The sequence below is a fragment of the Levilactobacillus parabrevis genome (genome assembly GCF_044051715.1).
In the GTDB taxonomy this organism is placed as follows: Bacteria; Bacillota; Bacilli; order Lactobacillales; family Lactobacillaceae; genus Levilactobacillus; species Levilactobacillus parabrevis.
The window spans coordinates 118019-137403 of record NZ_CP168688.1 but is presented as its reverse complement, the minus strand read 5'-3'; the positions used below and the strand labels follow the sequence as shown (position 1 = coordinate 137403).

The window sequence follows — 19385 nt, the reverse complement described above, 5'->3', positions numbered from 1 at the left end:
GCATTGCGCAAAACGCGCGCTAACCCTCCTCTTTCGTCGGCCGGGACGTTTAGGCTCCCAACCGCATTTTTGATAACTCTTATAATAGCTGGATTGTGTGAATTTTTTTTGATAAATCGTTGCCGAAGTCCTAAAGTTTACGTTTTCTTTATAAAGCAACCAGTGGCGTGGCTTCCTCTGGGTTGGTATCGATCAACTGGAAGTCGTGACCCACACCAAAGTCTCTGTTCTCCATCATGGAGGCCACGGTCAGGTGACACAACGACTGCATGTTATTATGCAGGCTCCGGTGCCCCAGGTAGATCTTCTTAGTCCGGTTACCCAGCACGTCCATCAGGGCATCGGCGCCCTCTTCATTGGACAAGTGCCCCTTGTCACCAAGGATGCGTTGCTTCAGTGGCCACGAGTACTCACCCATCCGCAGCATCTCCACATCGTGGTTACACTCCAGCAAGTAGGCGTCGGCATCGGCGATCACGCCTTCCACATGCTCCGACACATAGCCGGTATCTGTCAAGATCACGAAGGTCTTGCCGTGGTAGTGAATCGCGTAGAATTGGGGCTCCGCAGCATCATGAGACACCGAGAAACTCTCCACGTCAATATCGCCAAACGTTTGGACGGTGTCCGGGGCAAACAAGTTCTTCTGGGCCAGATCGACCTTACCGATCTTCGAGCTCATGGCGTCCCAGGTCCCTTGGTTAGCGTACACATCGAGTTGCTTGTAGCGCCGGGCCAAGATGCCCACGGCCTGCCGGTGATCCGAGTGTTCGTGAGTGACCAGGAGGGCGTTCACGTCCTTCATGTCCCGGTCGATATTACCCATTAACTTTTCAATCTTCTTGCCACTCAACCCGGCATCAATCATAATGCGTTCGTTGGGGCTCTCCACGTAGCACACGTTTCCCGTACTGCCGCTGGATAACACGCTGATGCGTAGGTCATCCGCTGTTGCTGTTTCCGTCCGCAAATCCATTCGACCTCTCCTTAAAATTCAATACCGTAATAATACCGCATTTCGACGGCCTTGTAACTATTATTCACTTTCTTTTACCGTCAGCCAGTCGTCATTGCTGGGTCCCAATTGGACAGTCACTCCTGCACCAACCGGCCGCTAACTGCTGAACCCGTCCGCATTTAGTCCGAAACCCCGCAAGCAATTAAAAAAGCGGCCGTGGCCGCCCTTTCTATTCGCTGGTTGTCGCGGTTCCGCTGACGGTCTTGACGTTACTGTCCGACGTCAGGATTGCCCCCGTAAAGGCATTGACGTGTTTCAGCTGCAAGACGCCCGCGTTACTCCCGCTATTGGTCTTGACCGCGATGACCCAAGTTGGAATGTAGACGCTACTGTTCTTCAAATTAAAGTAGCGGGTATAGGCCAGCTTGGTCCACACGATCTTGGTGTTATTGGCAATTTGGTTGTATTGGTACAGCCAAATCAGAGCCTTCCGTTCAGAAATCGTATCCGTCTTTTCACGCAGCGTCTTCACATCCGTCAAGTACCCCTGCGTATAGCCGGTCACGGTGCCATCGTTGGTCAGGCTAAACCGAATCTCACCGTATTTCGAATAAATCTGTCCGTCCGTTACGCGTTGCGTGTAAACGACCGTGTTGCGGCTGGACAATTGCTTGTTATATTTATACTCGCCGCCGTTCAGAATCAACGTGGCGTTGTTGACGACCGTATCCAAGGCCTTATCCGGATGATCGACATCCACTCCGGAAATCGCGGTCTTGAACGTCGAGGTGAAGGTGCCATCCGTTTGGTAACGCACCGTCTGATCCGACAGCTCCGTTAACTCACTCTTCACGCTATCATTATTACTCGTGGAGACGTAGTAACCCTCACCACTCTGCTTGGACGGCGAACTGAATTTGATGTCGTCCGTTCGCATTTCCTTGATGATCGTCGTATCACTATCCGCCGAACGACTGGAGGTGGCATCCGTCTGGCCAGTCGTATCGTGTTGAAACGCTGCGAACAGGAATATATCAATTGCAATGAACGCGACTAAAAATAGCCACTCGATGCGCCGAAAATCCATGCCAGATTGCCCTCCCTTTCAGCAGATTACTGTTGTTGCTTCAACAGTTGCGTGTAGGTCTTCCAGCTACCGTCATAGTGAACGTACCACGTTGGCGTCAGGTTAACGACCTTATCGGATGATGAGGACGTCAGCCATTGATAACCAATCTGAATGCTACTGATCTTAGATTTATGATAACCAGCAGCGGTCAACTGGTCAATGACAGCCTGGGTGCCCGGCAACGTGACAGACTTTTTATCCGTCGGCACTGGGACCTGCAAGCTATACAGTGAGAAGTTGTAGCGGCGAACGCCCTGCGAGAGCATCTGAATCCGCGCTGCCCCATAGTTACTCTGATTAAAGATCGGGAAGCCTTCAACGAAGCTCCGGTAGGTCACCGTTGAATTGCCTGAACTGTAGCCGTAATACCGCAGATTTTCCATCGGAATCCCAATAGTCTTGACCGCGCTATAACTAGCCTTGAGCGCTTGGCTGAAGCTCAGTGACGCCTGCAAGGCACTGTAATCCTCGAACAACGCGGTTCCCTGCTTATTGTAGACCGTCAGTTGCCGCGAAGCCCCATCACTATAGATGGTATTATCCTTATTCTTCTTGGCCGAAACGTTGGTCGACTCCCCTTTGTTCAGGAGCCGAGTCGTAAAGTAATCGGTCGACTGCTGGTTGACCAAGTAGCTATACGACGGCACGGCCACACGCGACTTGACGTAGGCGGTAGCCGAATCGCTCAGCCACTGCATCTTCACGTTGATCCGAAAGAGGTTTTCCTTCATGATCTTGCGAATTGCCGTAGCGTTCGCCGACTTCACCGCAACCTGATAGACATCTTGGTCCTTATCGTCCAGCAAGTAAATATGGTGATTGTCATTCAACGGCACGACGATCCGAGAAAAGCGCGTCGCATGGCTATTCAGCGTACTACTGAAGACGGTATTAAACATTTTAACGTTAATTGGACTCGCGTAGGATAGCATCAAACTACTCTTCCGCGTCAAGTACGTCATGTACTCACGCTTCGAACCAATATTGACCTTGCTGACGCGGCGAAATTCCCATTTAGACAGCGCCTCTCGCAACTCGGTGGTCAGATTAACTTTTCGGTTATTCAGGAGTTCCTGATTCCCGTTGGCATCACTGAAAACCACCTGAGTTGGCAGGTAGACGTCCTTTTGCGGCCGGGTACTCAACTCAGTCGTTGGTGTATTCGAGCTGCGTTGCCGATTCCGCTCGTACTGCGCCGGATTGGTCCAAATCATCGCGGATAGGACCACGCTGACGGTGACCGCAGCGGCCAGTCCTAGTGGTAAGAAGGCTTTAGTTATCTTCATCCCAAAGATCCTCCTCCTCGTACGGCTTGTAAGGCAGGGAAATATAGAACGTTGATCCCCGGCCTTCGCGACTGTCGACCCAGATTCGGCCACCCAGGAGCTGGACGACTTCTCTGGAAATTGCTAATCCCAGACCAGTCCCACCTTGGGCCCGTGAACGGGCCTTGTCGACCCGGTAGAAGCGATCGAAAATCCGGGGAATATCTGCCCGCGGAATCCCGAGACCTTGGTCAGAGACGCTGAGAATAACGTTGTTGTGCGTCTCTAACAGCCGACAGGTCACAGTTCCCCCATCTGGAGAGTACTTGATCGCGTTGTTCATTAAGTTATCGAGCACCTGCGTGAACCGGTCGGTATCGATTTCAACCCAGAGGTCGCGCTTGGTAAAGTCCCGCTTGATGGTGTAGGTCTTTTCAGGCCGATCATCCTGCTTCAACATCATGTCGAAACGGTCGAGGACGTAGTTAAAGAGCTCATTTAAATTGACCATTTCCAGATCAACCTTTTGTGTCCCAGAATCCATCCGCGACAAGGTTAAGAGGTCGTTAATCATCCGAATCATCCGGTCAGTTTCCTCTTGCGTGACCTTCAGGAATTTCGGCGCGATCTCAGGGTCCTTCCAGGCCCCTTCCGACAGGGATTCAATGTAGGCCCGGACACTCGTCAATGGCGTTCGCAGTTCATGCGAAACGTTGGAAACGAATTGCTTCCGGTCCTGATCGATCTTCTGTTGTTCGGTGACGTCATGGAGCACACAGACCAACCCGGAAATAAAGCCAGATTCCCGTTGAATCAACGAGAAGTAAGCTTGCAGAATCAGGTCGTGTTCTTTAGTAGAAAAGTCCAAGACTAAATCGTCCGGGTCTTCCAACAGTTCGCGCAACGTATAGTCGTCACGAATGTCTAAGAGATCCAGAATTGATTTACCCACGGCACTGTCGGTCTCCGTATCCAGGAAACTGGCAGCCGTTTCGTTAATAATTGTGACATTTCCACGCCGATCGGTGGCAATAACCCCATCCGTCATGTGTGACATCACGGAATCCAGCCGGCGGCGTTCGGACTCTGTGGATTCTTGAGCCTCTTCCACCCGCACAGACAGGTTATTGACGGCACTGGCCAATTGGCCCAGTTCATCGGTCCCATAGACCCGCACGTGCCCGGAGTAATCCCCACGGGCGATCCGGAGCGTTTGTTTCTTCATTTCATCGATTGGCCGGGTAATTGCCCGGGAAATAATGATGGCCATAACCAGGCCCAGTATGATCGCCACAAACGTTGCGGAGACGTAGATCAGCGTGATTTGGTTAATATTTTGATAGACCGAATCGAGACTCGACCGCATGTAAATAACCCCGACCAATTCGCTGTTGTTGCCTTGCGCGCGAATCAATCGCGTAATCGTCGTGTAGTAACGACTATTATTTTGCGAGTTATAGGTCGTACGGATCACATCACGGTTGTTGTAGATCGAATTCTTAATGTTATTATCGGTGGTTTTTTGGCCAACGATCCCTTGATTATCGACTTCGTTGGTTCCCCGAATGGTCCCCTTGTTGTCAATAACCCGAATTTGGGCGTTGTTGGTGTTGTTAATCTCCGATAAGGTCGATTTAATCTGTTTATCCGCTTTGGTGGTATTCGTCGTCGACAGCTCATCTGACAAGCGGTTCGTGATGTACGTCTGCACCACCTGTTGGGATTTGAACGTGTTTAAGTTTTGACGTTCCAGCTGCCGCACAAAGACGGCACCAACGATCTCCAGCGTTAATAATAGGAGTAGCGCGAAGACCAGCGCGATTTTAAAGTGAATCGACTGGAAAAATTTAATTTTGCTATTCACGAAGTCACATACTCCTCCAATGCGAGATTTAGCGGCAGCCCGCTAGCTTAGGCCTGATCAGAATCAGGGTTACGCAAGTAGTAACCGACACCCCGCCGCGTTACCAACCAGGTTGGGTGACTTGGGCTGTCTTCGATCTTTTCACGTAGACGACGTACCGTGACATCCACGGTACGCACGTCTCCAAAGTAATCGTAGCCCCACACCGTTTGTAGCAAATGTTCCCGGGTCATAACCTGACCAATGTGTTGCGCCAAGTAATGAAGCAACTCGAATTCACGGTGGGTCAATTCGATGTTGGAGCCCCGCTTAGAAACGGAGTAGGCTTCGGGATGAATCGTTAAATCACCAATCTCAATGTCTTGATTTTCAGGCTCTTCAGGTTGCGCGTGCGCCGCAGTATTCTGCCGCCGCAAGTTTGCCTTAACCCGTGCGACCAGTTCTCGGTTGGAGAATGGCTTGGTCACATAATCATCGGCTCCTAGTTCTAGACCAAGAACCTTATCCAGTTCAGAGTCCTTCGCCGTGACCATGATGATTGGCATATCATGCTTTTTACGGATCTCCCGGGCAACTTCCAGCCCATCGACCTTAGGCAACATTAAATCAAGGATCACCAGATCAGGATCGCCGTCCTCAACCTGTTGGATCGCGGCTTCGCCATCGTAGGCGACATCCACTTCATAACCTTCTTTTTCCAAATTAAACTTCATAATATCAGTAATAGGCTTTTCATCATCGACAACTAGAATTTTTTTAGGCATAATTAAAAATTTCCTCCTTAAAGGGAAATACAGTCCGATCCGGTAATTGCAGGATTACCGGCAGGCCAGCCATTGGATGTCAAGGTACCATCGTCAACGGGGCCACTACGATTATTGTACGGTTTACGTGTTGCTCGTTTAAAGTCAAGGAATAGTGGATCAGCCATTGTCACTGATCCGGTATTTTTTAGGTGCGCTGACCGGCCTGATAAGGTTCCAGAGTCGGGAAAACAACGCTACCTGAATTATAACACATCGTGAAGTTTCTTTCAGTTCAGAGCCCAGGCGGCGTTAAGGTGGCGTTAAAGAACTATTTCCCGGGAAATGTTAAAAAGTATTAGACACATAGATGTATTTTGTCCGATTTTAATTTTTTCGTGATTCCTTTGACGGCGTACCCGTCCCGTTTTGGTTTAAAACCAGCTAAATTCCAAAAAAAATTTTATTTTTTTCCAATCGCGTTAGATTCCCGGTAAATTAAGGGATTAGCGCCATAGAATAACCAATTTTTTGAATAAAAATCAACTTTTTTTCAAAAAGGGGTTGCGCCCCCCTAATCCTCATGATATGATAGTTCTCGTTGATATGGAAGACATACAACAGCAACAAATCAATCACATGGGCAGTTAGCTCAGCTGGCAGAGCAACGGACTCTTAATCCGTGGGTCCAGGGTTCGATCCCCTGACTGCCCATAACTACTAATCAGCTTTCACGAAAACATCTTCGTGGTTGCTGATTTTTTTGTGTCTTCAATTTATAAATATCCGTTTTTGTTATGTTTATTCAGTTTGCATTGTTGGCCCAGAACCCAGCTTGCTAGTGGCGGTTCTGCTAGCCATCCATTTTAGCCTTCCCCACATCAATTTGGTACACTTGAAGCATGCCATAACTAAATAGTAGGAGGAGCTTAACATGAACGACCAACCCTTTTCAACGAATATGCTGACCTTGGAGGTTCTCGATGCCATCTGTGACCGATTGGGGATTCGGCCCAGCGCTTTGATTTTTCTCGACCACGATTTTTCTAGCGACGAGATTACCACACTGGAAACCTATTTGACGCAGCGCTCACTCGGCCACGTTAAGACAACGATGAACGATCTCACTGCCCAACTTCTCACAATCAAAACTTTTACCCCAGAAACCGCGCAGACGATCGCTCGTGAGCTTTGCACCGCCTGGCTCCAGGAAGATCGCTACACCCAGACGTTAACGCTGGCCTGAGTCCACGCGACATCTACTTTTGTGGTGACGATTATTTTCTCTTTTTACTATGAGAAGATGACCGTCGCCCTTTTTATTTAGCCTTTTATATCCAAGCTATCTGGACTTCTGACAATGAAGGTACTAAAGTAGTTTTGTATCTACATAATCTAATCGACCGGCGTAACCGACCAGTAATTGGCTGCTAACGTCCCGCCATTTTACATAGAGAGGCCTGGTTTTACGATGAAGTACCATTTATTAGGAATATTAAGCTGTCTCGTCCTGCTGGGGAGCGTTCCGGCCGCTGCTGCGACGAAGAACCCCACCCCCACGACCAAGTACCGCTACGCCACTAAGAAGGCGTCCACTTACACCAAATCCACGAGTAAATACTACCGTTCCATCTGGAGCAAAGCACGGACGGCTTGGAACAAGAAGAAAGTCTTCAAGTGGTCGACCACGAAGAATAAGCAATCACGGTCGTACGTGACCACCGTCAGCAAGAAGACCGGAATCTGGACTAACGCGACCGGGATGGCCTACAACGGCAAGTCCTTTGATAAGCAGGGCAATCAGACCGGAGCCGGCATGTACCTCAACCGGACTGTGCTGAAGAAATACAAGTACAACAAAGCCCAGCGGATCAACGTGGCGATTCATGAGCTCGGCCACGGCATGGGGCTCGGCCACAATACCGCCAAATCCGTCAGCGTTATGGGTCCGACTAACCGGAAATACACGATTCGAAACTGCGATGTTCGTGGCGTTAAGAAGGCCTATTCGACCCCAGCCAAGACGCGTGCCACACTGGCTTCATCCGCCAAACCGGAGCTAGAAGTCGACCACATTAAGGATTATTCCAACGGTATTACTGGCATCCAGAATATCAAGCGGACAGCAAGTGTCATCGTCGAGGGTGAGATCATCAAGAGTGTCAGCCATCACAAGGCACCCAAGAACTACTACACGACCCAGACAATGCGGATTGACCATCATTTTAAAGGCAAGACGGGCAAAACCGTCACCTTCACTCAAGGAGGCACTAAGAACATGGCCGTGGCCGAGAGTGAGATTCTGCCTAAGAATGAAGAGATCGTGGTTATGCTGGCCAAAAACGTTAACGGTAACTACTACGTCATCAACGACGGACAAGGGATGTTCGTGGACACTCACAAGAATAATGGGCACGAACTATTTGAACACGTCTCAGATCACAACATTTATACAGAAGATATGCTCCATTAATCAAAATCGGCGACCATGGGAAATTTCCCTAAGCCGCCGATTTTATTGGCTTTAGCACTCTTTTTATAAGCGGCTTTGTATACACTTTGGCGTATAAAGCGGTTAAACGTTGACTTAGCCGCTAAACTTCCGTAGTGTGAAGGCTAAACTAGGAGGCTAACGATGAACAAACTAACCCTAGGTATCTTCGCCGCCGTGATTCTCGTGGGCACTGGCGCTGGCCTAACATTTAAGGCCAGTACAGCCCGTGCCCCCTTCACCGTCACCAAAGTCCAATACAACGGCCACACCCACAAGCTCCTCCTCAAGACAAAGTCGGCGCGCGCTCAGAACCTCAAGGTCACGTACAAGGGAAAAACGATCACACAATCGGCCCGCGCTGCCAAACACCACCATTTCAGGGTCAAATTTCACGGCTACGGCACCTTCAAGGTCACCAATGGCCATCTGACCAAGAAAGTCTCCGCCAAGCGTTACGCGACCACTAAGCCAGTTCTCCAGTCTGCTAAGACACCCGCTGGCCAACAAACTTGGCAACCCACGGTCAAAGTTCCCGTACACAGCAAGGTTGTGCTCAAATTCCGGGGGAAAGTCTACCACGCTGACGCACAGGCGAAGCAACAGGTGACCCTTAAAATTCCCGTCAGAACCCGTCTGTCCGATCAGGCCTTCCGCCAGGAACAGGTAACGGTGACCGCCAAGCAACCCCACAAGAAGACCAGCAAGCTCCTTCAACGCAAGATTGGTCTCGACTTTCCTGCCTAAACTAAAAACAGCTATCCCTAAAGATAACTGCACCTCACTTCAACGTGAGTGGTAACGCCGAACCGCCTCAAACAGGTCGATTACGGCAAACAGGCTGATGAAGCCACCCACACTCTTTAAAATTAAAAGACCATAACTTAACCAGAATAATTGCCCTTGCGACAAATAATCGATAGTCCCTTTGGCTAAAACCACAGGAACCAGTAAACATAAGAATATTTCCAATAGGTCAACCGTTTGCACAACTTGATCTCGCAAGATTTTTTGAAAACTCACTGCGCAGCCTCCTCCAGGTCGGACCCACCCCATTTGGTCATCAATTTGCCGCCAACTCTCGTCAACGTTCCCCCAAATCAACGACCAAAACGGTTCCCCGAGGTCCTCCTTGATTTCATAGTAACACAAACTAATCGCTAGCTGATTAGTTTTCTGATACAACTATTTTTAGGGTTATAAACAAAAAAAGCTGCCCGCATTTTTTGCGGTACAGCTTTCTCAGATAGGGGTTGGATTTCACTTGGTGAGTGGGGTCTCTCAGGGCGAACACTCACGGCTACGATTGCTTTGTGATCGTTCATTCACGCGCTAACAAATTACTTCCAGTAGGCATACTTGTACTGTGCATCCGTCATCATCGTGTACTTCAAGCCACCCACTTGGTTTGAAACCAGATGTGCTTTCGCTTGTTGATAGAGCGGAACGAGTCCAGCTTGTTGGGTCACGTACTTGTCGGCTTCCTTCATCAGGTCCCACCGTTGTTGCGTGGTATAGGCGGAGGTGTCGTCAACCTTCTTTAATAAGTTGGTGTAGTGTGCATTGTCCCACTTCGTAAAGTTAACTGGACTGGTTCCGTCAGCCATTTGCAAGAAGTCGGATGGATCCCGCCAACCCGTGTTCCAACCGTCCAGGTCGATATCGAAGTTCCCAGCGGAACCCTTCGCAATCTGTTGCGCCAGAGGCATAGACTTAATGGTCAACTTCAGGCCCGGCATGTACTTTTGCGCCTGTTGTTGCAGGTATTGGGCCGCATGCTTTTGTTCATCAGTATCAGCCGTCAGTAGTTCCAAGTTGGCACCCTTGATACCGAGTTCCTTCTTCGCTTGATTCCACAATTGCGTTGCCTTCTTAGGATTGTAGCTCAACAGGTTACCGACATCTTCAGAGAAGTCCTTGCCGGTAGTTGGATCATCACCATCACCGTAGGGAATTAAGCTTTTGGCTGCGGCCGACCCGTCTTGCAAAACATTCTTGGTCAACGCGTTCCGGTCAATCACGTAGGAGAAGGCTTGCCGTACCTTAGTATTATGCGTAACTGTCTTCTTATCGTTAAATTCCAGGAACCGCATAGAGCTGTTTAGCGTGGTTTTCAGTTCCTTGTTGTTAGCATTTTGTTTGATATATTGACCGGATAACGTTGTCTCTTGAACTTTCCCGGATTTAAATAAACTAGCAGAAGTACTTGGGTCCTTGACCACCTGTACGGCAACTTTATTGATCTTAACGTTCTTAGCATTCCAATAGTGCGTGTTCTTAACGTAGGACCAGCTGTCAGTCGTGCCACTCCAGCCAACTAACTTATAAGCCCCTTCGGACATGGTCTTGGTAGAAGATGTTCCATACTTGCTCCCATACTTTTTAAAGAGATCCGTCTTCATCGGATATTCAGACGTTGCTAAGATATCGGGTAACCAAGGCTGGGCCTTCGACAGCGTCAACTGCAACGTTGACTTATCCAGTGCCTTGACGCCCAGTGCAGAGACGGCCTTCTTGCCGGCTTGAACGGCATCGTAGTTCTTCAAGAACTTCAATTTGTTTGCAACTTGTGACTTTGACTTAGGGTTGATCTGCCATTGAAAGGAAGTGACGAAATCCTGAGCCGTTACGGGATCACCATTAGCCCACTTGGCTGCCTTCTTGATTTTGAACGTATAAACGGTTCCGTTCTTCGTAGGCTTGACGACCTTTTCAGCCACGCCAGCGACGACCTTCCCCTGTTCATTTAAGGTATACAAACCTTCTTGCGTCTGCGCGATGATGCTAGAACTGTTGGAATCCCCAGAAATTGCTGGGTTAGCCGTGGCCGGATTTCCCACCATGGTAACGTTCAATGCCTTATCATCACTACTCTTGGCCTGCGTGGTCCCACAACCTGCTAACGCTGCAATTGCCAATAACCCGAAGCTTAATCCTACTAATTTTTTCATCATCCAATCCCTCATTTCATTCAATTAAAAAGAGCCACTCATCCTCGTTGGTTTCCTCAAACCAACAAGGGCGAATGACTCGCGGTACCACCTTGTTTTATCTCTCATGGAGCTGATCACAGCCAGCTCTCCGTGCGGTAATGGGCACGACCCAGGGGTAACTACTACTTTCATTACCGCGACGCTCCGATGCGCTTCACCCCAACCGTTTGATTCGGCTCCCATCGGCCCGAACTCGCTTGGCAAATTGATTAAGGCTACTCTTCATTGCTTGGTCTCATATATTGATATTAAATTTATCATCATTCATTATAGCTGTCAATGCTTTTATAAACATTCATTTTTATGTATATTTTCTGAATATTCGGGTAAAAAAAGAGCTAACCCTTATCCCTGTAGGTTAGCTCTCCTGTATATTTACGTTTAAACACCCAAGAATACATCCAAAATCGTTTAGATATTCATTTTAGTGTTGTGGCTGATTCTGTTGTTGCTGCTGCCGTGTTGGCGACGTAGTCGTTGTTTGGCGACTAACCGTCTTACCTTCTTGGCTTGTTGTGGTCTGCGTCTTAATTTCGACGTGACCGCTCCCCGTTGTGTTCGTCACTTGTACCGCCGTCTGCCCCGATGTGGGCTTTACGACGGAATCCGTAATCGTTGATTGGTTCCGTGGCGGCTGTGCAAACAGCAACAGACCGAACACGAGACCAACGAACAGACCACAAACTCCCCTTATCCGTTTTTTCATGTGTCTTCCCCTATTTCCCTAATAATCCAGATAGTCTCCTATCGTCATTATACACCATTCGTATCAGAACTCATTTAAAAGTTTCCACACGGTGTTGGTTTCCGGTAATGATGACCCCGTTTAGCGCCAAAATCGCCAGGTTCGCGACCGCCGCAATAATAAAAAGCAGCGTGTAAGAGGAATGATCAATGACGATCCCCCCAAATAACGGTCCAACTGCTTTGCCGACCGAAGCCCAGGCGTTGGCCATGCCTTGATACTTCCCCTTAACCGCGACCGGCGTCAAGTTATTGACAATGGCCGGAATGGCTGGAAAGGCCGTCGCTTCCCCCATCGTCAGAACGACCATTGCAATCACGAAGTGCAAGTAATCCTTGGCAAAGATCAAAGTCACAAAGGATACCGCGACGAAGAAGATTCCGGCGTACACCTGCATGTAGAGGTTACTAATGTAGTGGGAAAACCAATTGATCAACGCTTGAAAAACTACAATCAGGCCGGCGTTAAGCGTCCACAACAGGCTGTAATCCTTCATTGGAATCCCCATTCCCGTCATATAAACGGATAAGTTGGACACCCACTGTTCGTACATGATCCAGATGATCACTAGCGAAATAAAGAAGCCCGCCATAATCCGCCGATTGGGCAGGGCGATGTGCACGTGTTGATTTTCCTGCTTAATAACTTGCCGCTGCATCACAGCTGGCGCATGGTAACACAGAATCGCAACGGCCAGAAACAGAACAAACAGGCTCGCCGCAATCCCAAAGAGTAGCGTCACACTGGTATTATAAATGTAACCCACCATTGCCGTTCCCAAGACGACCCCTAGGTTCTGCGCAAAATATAACATATTAAATATGTATCGCCCATCGCGACTATGAATCGTGGTTCCAAGTGAGTTAACCATCGTCAGCGTCCAGCCCGACGCCAACCCCAGGAAGATTAGCGAAATGGGGAACGCCGGCCAATCGTGATTAAAGATCAAACTCCCCAGCGTCAATAGGGAAACGGTAACCCCACCAATCGTCAGGTAGTACGGATTTAGCCGGTCGAATAACCGGCCACCCAACACACTTCCGACCACGTTTGCCAAGGAGTAAAATAGCAAGACGATGCCGACCTCGGTCAGCGAAGTCCCCAACCGATTGTGCATGTAGATGGTGGTCAACGGCCAAATGAAGCTCATACCGATACTGCTGAACAACGCTCCTAGTAACAGCCAGCGGAGCCGAATTTCTTGTTTCATAGTGCTCCTCCTTTCGCAATTTGCATGTTAAGCTACATTCTAGCACTAGCCTCCGGGAAATAACTAGCCGTCAATTTACGGAAACCGCTGTCATTTTGATGACCACAAGCTTTATAAAATTTCTTACATAAAAGGAGTTCTCCACATGTCTATCTTATTCATCAACGGTAGTCCACGCCGTCAGGGCAATACCGCCACTCTCGGTGACCGTCTGCTTACCGATATCCCACACACAACACGCCAGCTAGCTGATTACCGACTCAACTTTGAACAGGACCAACGTGAAACTACGCAACTGCAACGCGACCTGACCGATGACTATGAGTCGCTCATGAGCACTTACTTTGCTCCGGCTAGCGACATTTTTCTGGGGACACCCGTTTACTGGTACGGGATGACCGGTCAGCTTAAAGTCTTCATGGATCGGTGGTTTGACAGCTTTAGTCACGACTTTCCCTTTGCCGGCAAGCGCATCTACCTCTTGGTTGTTGGTGCTGACCAGCCCGAAATCAAGGCCACCGGCATTACCCAAGCCATCCACCACTCTTGCGACTGGCTAAAAATGGACTTCTGCGGAACTGGTGTCGTCACCGCCGATGGACCCCAAGACGTGGCTAACCTCGCAATCCTTCCCCCTAGCTGCCAGACACTACGTCAGCGAATTCAAGCCGACATCAATTAATGTTTCATGTGAAACATTCGCCATCTGAAATAGCCCCGCACCAGCCAATAACTGGTACGGGGCTTAATTTTAGACAAGAAAAAACCACCGCTCGGGGAAAGCGATGGTCATCGGAGTAGGGGTAACGTCATTATACTAATGACGTTAACTATTTTTTCATTATTCCAGGGGAGGAGGAGTACATGAAAAAAGATTGTTAATCTTTGGTAGAAGCAACCGATTGGTTAACTTCTATAATTCACATAGTAATCTGAAAATATGACGAAAATGTGAACTTTCTAGCACAACCCTATGAATTTTACGGATAAACACTATTTATCCACTTATTTTCATGAATAATGCAACAATTATGGGTCACAACTTGACCGATATCAATTTGTTCGAACCTATTTCGACCATGATTCGTCCTTCTCCCCAGCCACTCATCGCACTAAAAAGTGCCTTGAACAACCATAGCCGTCCAAGACACCCTCATTAAACTTATTGTTGCCCATCCGGCACGTAGGCCACGGATGAGAATTTATTGAATGATTTTACGAATAACAACTTGACGGTTCCTCGAGGACCCGACCGGTTCTTTTCAATAATGACTTCAACTTCACCGACATCTTGATCCCCATCATCACGTGGATCACTGTCGTTACCGCCGCCACCGCCGTCTTCATCGCCATCCCGTTCGTAATAGTCATCACGATACAGGAAGGAAACGATATCGGCATCTTGTTCGATTGACCCAGATTCACGAATATCGGACAACACAGGCCGCTTGTCTTGCCGTTGTTCCACACCCCGCGAAAGCTGCGACAGCGCGATAACGGGTACGTGAAGTTCCTTCGCCAGCTTCTTGAGTTGCCGGGAAATATCGGAAACTTCTTGTTGCCGACTTTCGTGGTTGGTTCCTTCAATCAGCTGGAGGTAATCAATCACGATCAACCCTAAGTTACCCTTTTCCTTGGCCAGGCGACGACACTTGGCCCGAATTTCAGTAATCTTGTTCCCGGCCGTATCGTCGATGTAGATGCTGGCCTTGGCCAAGCTTCCCATCGCCACGATCAGGTTCTGCCACTCGTCTTCTGAGAGCTGCCCAGTTCGCAGATGGTTGGCATCGATGGAGCCTTCCGCACAGAGCATCCGGTTGACCAGCGATTCCGCACTCATTTCCAGACTAAAGATTGCCACGGTCTTATCCGTCTTGGTCCCTACGTTTTGCGCAATATTCAGCGCAAACGCCGTCTTCCCCACGGCAGGACGTGCGGCGAGAATCATCAACTCATCGTCGTGCAGACCAGTCGTCATCTTATCCAGCTCGGCATACCCCGTCGACAGCCCCGTGATGATGTCTCCCTGCTCAGATAACTTGTTAATCTCTTCAAAGGAGTTGTTCAGCACGTCGCGAATCGGCTTGAAACCAGATTGGTTGCGGGTCTCCGCCACACTCATGATGTCGCGTTCGGCATTGTCTAACAGGTCTGAGACGTCCTCATCCTGCTGATAGCCTTGTGTAGCAATGTTCGTCGCCGTTTGGATCAGACGCCGTAAAATGGCCTTTTCTTGGACAATTTTGGCATAGTAAGTGGCATTGGCAGCCGTTGGTACGGCGCCCGCCAGTTCGGCGATATAGGTGATGCCACCCACATCGTCCAGTTCATTCTTTGCCGTCAAACGGTCCGTGATGGTCACCACATCAATGGCTTCATCGCGGTCGTTGAGGTCGATCATGGCTTGAAATATAATTTGATGTTCCCGGCGGTAGAAATCCTCCGGCGCCAGGTATTCCAACGCATCCACCAATGCGTCGGTACTCAAAAAGATCGCCCCGAGGACGGCCTTTTCGGCATCGAGGTTCTGTGGTGGTGTGTGGTCTGTTAGTACGTTATTATCCATGCTTAGTTATTTACCTCTTTAGGAAAGTCCCCGACATAAACTAGAATTCCATTTTACCATGGAATGGCAAAATTCAGTTGATTTTAGCGTGGCTTTTTGGGCCGAAATCTTCGGACACAAACTTAATCCCCAGGAACCTGCGGTAACGCCACGTTAAAAATTAAAACCCGATAGACTTGAAACTCTACAATAGACGTCTCAGTGGCTTCGTGGAAAAATCCCGTGTACCGCTGCGGATAAATGGTGTAGGTGGGAAAGAACCATTTACCAATGACCGTTCCCGGCAAAATGGTTGCGTCCTCCGGATCATACTTGGGATGGCAAGACACCGCCAAAGCTGGTTCCGCATCGGTCAAAATGGCAAACCGAACCGCCAAGCTAGGACTGGTCGAGAGCAATAGCATGACCGCCATCACGACTTCAATTATTTTTCGGAATAGCCCAATTTTGTGCCAATGCGTTCTTAATTTCGTGAGCATGTGACCATCACCCCTTCATAGCCACGTAACGGCCGCAACTAGATCAACGATTTCAATTTTTCTGAGCATCATAACGACATCCCTTTTCCGAATAAGCTGGCAACACACCGATTCCATTCCTGAAAAAAAGGCCACCCAATCAGGTGACCTTTCATAGACTTTCAATTAGGTAATCGCTTATTTTTGCTTCGCTGCCACGTGCACGCGAATCTTGGCGGTCACGTCCGTGTGAAGCTTGACCGGCACGTTGGTGTAGCCCAACGAACGGATTGGTTCTGGCAATTCAACTTTGCGCTTATCAATCTTCAAATCGAACTGCTTTTGCAAAGCTTGGACGATTTGTTTGCTTGGAATGGACCCAAACAACCGACCATCTTCGCCGGCCTTGGCTACGATTTCGACAACCGTCTTGTCGTTTTCCAAGTGCTTTTGCAATTCCTGGGCTTCGGCTAAGTTTTCAGCCTCACGCCGTTCCTCTGCCTTGCGTTCACCCTTTAACTGGCTCATCGCAGCTTGGTTGGCTTCCTTAGCCAACCCGCGCTTGATCAGGAAGTTTTGAGCGTAGCCATCGGGAACATTCTTGATTTCACCGCGCTTACCTTTACCGCGGACATCTTTCATAAAAATGACTTTCACGTCGGTCACTCCTCACTCATCATTCAATATTGATACTTCTAATCCTACGCCGAAACGTCGCTAGAAGCAATTAACTACGTGGTTGCCGGCTCCGGTTCATCAGAGTGGGTCAAAATATCCAGCAACTGCTGCTTAACCTCAGCCACGGACTTGTCGCTGATCTGGGTTGCGGCGTTGGATAAATGACCCCCGCCACCCATGTCTTCCATGACCAGTTGGACGTTGATCTCACCCAACGACCGTGCGGAAATTCCCACGCGACCATCCGCCCGGCGCGTAATAACAAACGACGCATCCACGCCAGACATGTTCAACAGGTCATCGGACGCCTGGGCTGCTGTGACGGGATCGTAGGTTTGATCCTCCTCACCAGCAATTAAGGCCATGTCTTCATTGACGAACTCAACCATTTCAATTAAGTGGTTTCGTTGGAGATAACTGTCAACATTTTCCTTCATATACTGTTGCATCTCGATTGAATCGGCTCCGGCAGACCGCAAGTAACTCGCGGCATCAAACGTCCGGGTCCCGGTCCGCAACGAGAAGTGCTTGGTATCCACGAAGATCCCGGTCAACATCGCCGTTGCTTCCAGCTTATTGATGGGTTCCCCTTCTTGGGACTGGTACTCAAACATTTCGGTAATTAACTCACACGTCGAGCTAGCATAGGGTTCAATGTAGACCAACAGTGGGTTTTCGGGGAACTCTTCACCCCGCCGGTGATGGTCAATGATCATCACTCGGTTCTCCAACCGATGATAGAGATCTGCTGAAATGGAAATTGATGGCTTCGAGTGGTCGACCATCAGCAACATGCTCTGCGCCGTGGTCTTTTCCAAGGCCTCTTGCGGCGAAATGATCGCGGCATCGATGTCGGGATACTTCTTCAGATTATCCAACAACCGTTGGACATCCGAATGGACAGTTTCCTTGTCCAACACAATCCAACAAGTCTTGTGATTCATCTTGGCAATTCGGCGAATCCCCAGGCAAGCGCCCAGCGAATCCATATCCGGTTGCGTATGACCCTGAACGAAGATCTGATCGGATTCATTCATTAGCTCTTGTAGCGCTTGCGAAATCATCCGGGCTCTGACCCGCGTCCGTTTCTCCATCGGATTGGTCTTACCGCCATAGTAACGCGCTTCTTGATCAGCGGCCTTGACCACAACTTGGTCCCCACCCCGGCCAAGGGCTAAGTCCAGATTACTCTGCGCTTGGTCCGCCAGCTTATTCAGGTTAGGGTCACCATAGGCAATCCCGATACTCAGGGTCAATGGGAAGTTCTGCTTCGACGTTGTCTCCCGGATGGTATCCAGGATTTTAAACTTATCGGCTTCGATGGCCGCCAACGACTTAGCGTAGGCCAAAACGAAGTAATGGTCATCGTCCAGTTGCTTTAAGTACATATCAAACTGTTGCACCCACGAAGATAACTCATTAGTTACGTAGTTTCGCAGGTTGGAAATATCCTGATCGGTCATCGACTGGGTCACTTCATCATAATTATCCAAGAAGACTTGGCCAATGGCGATCTTCTCATTATCGTACTGTTCTTGAATCAACTGGTAATGCGTGATGTCGTAGAGGTAAACGGCATGAAAATCCGGCTCCACAAACAACGTAAAACGGTTATCGCGCCATTTCACAGTCGTCATCGTCTTGGGTTCGGCATCGTTGATCAATTTGGCAAGCTCTGCATCCACATCATTGATCGACCGACTCAACACGTCGGTATCGCCAAAATAGTTCTGCAGATACGGATTGACCCATTCTACCTGATCGCTGTCGCCCAGAATCATAACACCGGGTGGCATCCGCAACAGAGCCTCTTGCTCGCCCTGCTGAATCCGAAACGATAGGTCGGAAATGTACTGCGTCGTGTCGTCACCGATCTCCGCCATGGTGTTGAACACCATCAACGTGGCGATTCCCACCAGGATTAAGATGATCACGCCAAAGATCCAGTTCAACAGAAACGACAGGACAATTCCAAGAATGGCCAGAGCAGCCGTCATGATAGCGATACCGCGTAGACGCCGGTTCTGTAAGAACTCGGGTATGTTGGATCGCGAAAATAATTTTTTCATTTTGCTCCTCATCTGATTCATCTGGAAAAATTCGTTTTGGTCACCACTTCACGGGCTTCCCGCGGGGGGACCAAAAAGTTACAAATAATACCTATATTTTATCACACTCCGGGGTAATCACAAAACTTACCTGTGGTACAGAATCCCGGCATGGCGGGCCTGCTTACTATTTTCAAGCTGATAAGGCTTGAATTTCGGCAATTTCGATAAAGCGCT

Annotated in this window: 17 protein-coding genes and 1 tRNA gene; 5 read left to right on the top strand and 13 right to left on the bottom strand. The window is 49.1% G+C overall.

All coding sequences use genetic code 11. The features are described from left to right. Positions 1-148: 148 nt before the first annotated feature. The 5 genes from ACEPSU_RS00740 to yycF all read right to left on the bottom strand — a co-directional run bounded on the left by ACEPSU_RS00740 (position 149) and on the right by yycF (position 5980). Complete coding sequence (locus tag ACEPSU_RS00740; protein ID WP_020090076.1) at positions 149-976, bottom strand: MBL fold metallo-hydrolase; 828 nt, start codon at positions 974-976, stop codon at positions 149-151. 211 nt (positions 977-1187) lie between these two features. After that, on the bottom strand, positions 1188-2045 hold the full coding sequence (locus ACEPSU_RS00735) for a two-component system regulatory protein YycI (protein ID WP_020090075.1): 858 nt from the start codon (positions 2043-2045) through the stop codon (positions 1188-1190). 26 nt (positions 2046-2071) lie between these two features. Then, a complete protein-coding gene (locus ACEPSU_RS00730) occupies positions 2072-3373 on the bottom strand; it encodes a YycH family regulatory protein (RefSeq protein WP_020090074.1) in 1302 nt (433 codons plus the stop codon). Then, positions 3360-5216 (bottom strand): cell wall metabolism sensor histidine kinase WalK, encoded by a 1857-nt coding sequence (gene walK, locus ACEPSU_RS00725; protein ID WP_020090073.1) that lies wholly within the window; start codon positions 5214-5216, stop codon positions 3360-3362. Before walK ends, ACEPSU_RS00730 begins: the two co-directional genes overlap by 14 nt. A 47-nt stretch (positions 5217-5263) precedes the next feature. Beyond that, on the bottom strand, positions 5264-5980 hold the full coding sequence (gene yycF / locus ACEPSU_RS00720) for a response regulator YycF (RefSeq protein WP_020090072.1): 717 nt from the start codon (positions 5978-5980) through the stop codon (positions 5264-5266). A 620-nt stretch (positions 5981-6600) separates the two neighbouring features. On the opposite strand from yycF, the gene ACEPSU_RS00715 reads away from it, so the two are divergent. From ACEPSU_RS00715 to ACEPSU_RS00700, 4 genes are all read left to right on the top strand, one after another. After that, positions 6601-6673 (top strand) — tRNA-Lys (locus ACEPSU_RS00715). A gap of 220 nt (positions 6674-6893) precedes the next feature. Beyond that, positions 6894-7205, top strand: a complete 312-nt coding sequence (locus ACEPSU_RS00710; protein WP_395322138.1) for a hypothetical protein — start codon at positions 6894-6896, stop codon at positions 7203-7205. A gap of 225 nt (positions 7206-7430) precedes the next feature. Further along, entirely contained in the window at positions 7431-8432 is a 1002-nt protein-coding gene (locus tag ACEPSU_RS00705) for a matrixin family metalloprotease (RefSeq protein WP_395322136.1), read from the top strand. A gap of 162 nt (positions 8433-8594) precedes the next feature. Then, positions 8595-9197, top strand: coding sequence for a hypothetical protein (locus tag ACEPSU_RS00700; RefSeq protein WP_395322134.1), 603 nt, complete (start codon positions 8595-8597; stop codon positions 9195-9197). A gap of 39 nt (positions 9198-9236) precedes the next feature. Here ACEPSU_RS00700 and ACEPSU_RS00695 read toward each other — a convergent pair whose 3' ends face one another. From ACEPSU_RS00695 to ACEPSU_RS00680, 4 genes are all read right to left on the bottom strand, one after another. Next, positions 9237-9473: a hypothetical protein gene (locus ACEPSU_RS00695; protein WP_260338362.1), complete on the bottom strand. Its 237-nt coding sequence runs from the start codon at positions 9471-9473 to the stop codon at positions 9237-9239. Positions 9474-9790: 317 nt separating this feature from the next. Next, positions 9791-11401, bottom strand: coding sequence for a peptide ABC transporter substrate-binding protein (locus ACEPSU_RS00690; protein ID WP_395323115.1), 1611 nt, complete (start codon positions 11399-11401; stop codon positions 9791-9793). Positions 11402-11867: 466 nt separating this feature from the next. Next, positions 11868-12149: a hypothetical protein gene (locus tag ACEPSU_RS00685; protein ID WP_027826024.1), complete on the bottom strand. Its 282-nt coding sequence runs from the start codon at positions 12147-12149 to the stop codon at positions 11868-11870. Between the two features lie 70 nt (positions 12150-12219). After that, positions 12220-13398 carry an MFS transporter gene (locus ACEPSU_RS00680; RefSeq protein ID WP_020090064.1) on the bottom strand — a complete coding sequence of 393 codons (1179 nt, stop codon included), beginning with the start codon at positions 13396-13398 and terminating at the stop codon, positions 12220-12222. Positions 13399-13543: 145 nt separating this feature from the next. Here ACEPSU_RS00680 and ACEPSU_RS00675 point away from each other — a divergent pair, with 145 nt between their 5' ends. Then, entirely contained in the window at positions 13544-14080 is a 537-nt protein-coding gene (locus tag ACEPSU_RS00675) for a flavodoxin family protein (RefSeq protein WP_395322131.1), read from the top strand. Positions 14081-14560: 480 nt separating this feature from the next. On the opposite strand, the gene dnaB is transcribed toward ACEPSU_RS00675, so the two are convergent. The 4 genes from dnaB to ACEPSU_RS00655 all read right to left on the bottom strand — a co-directional run bounded on the left by dnaB (position 14561) and on the right by ACEPSU_RS00655 (position 19169). After that, on the bottom strand, positions 14561-15964 hold the full coding sequence (gene dnaB, locus ACEPSU_RS00670; protein ID WP_395322129.1) for a replicative DNA helicase: 1404 nt from the start codon (positions 15962-15964) through the stop codon (positions 14561-14563). 122 nt (positions 15965-16086) lie between these two features. After that, positions 16087-16443: a hypothetical protein gene (locus tag ACEPSU_RS00665; protein WP_395322127.1), complete on the bottom strand. Its 357-nt coding sequence runs from the start codon at positions 16441-16443 to the stop codon at positions 16087-16089. Between the two features lie 177 nt (positions 16444-16620). Beyond that, on the bottom strand, positions 16621-17079 hold the full coding sequence (rplI, locus tag ACEPSU_RS00660) for a 50S ribosomal protein L9 (RefSeq protein WP_020090061.1): 459 nt from the start codon (positions 17077-17079) through the stop codon (positions 16621-16623). A gap of 74 nt (positions 17080-17153) precedes the next feature. Next, positions 17154-19169: a DHH family phosphoesterase gene (locus ACEPSU_RS00655; RefSeq protein ID WP_020090060.1), complete on the bottom strand. Its 2016-nt coding sequence runs from the start codon at positions 19167-19169 to the stop codon at positions 17154-17156. Positions 19170-19385: the final 216 nt, after the last annotated feature.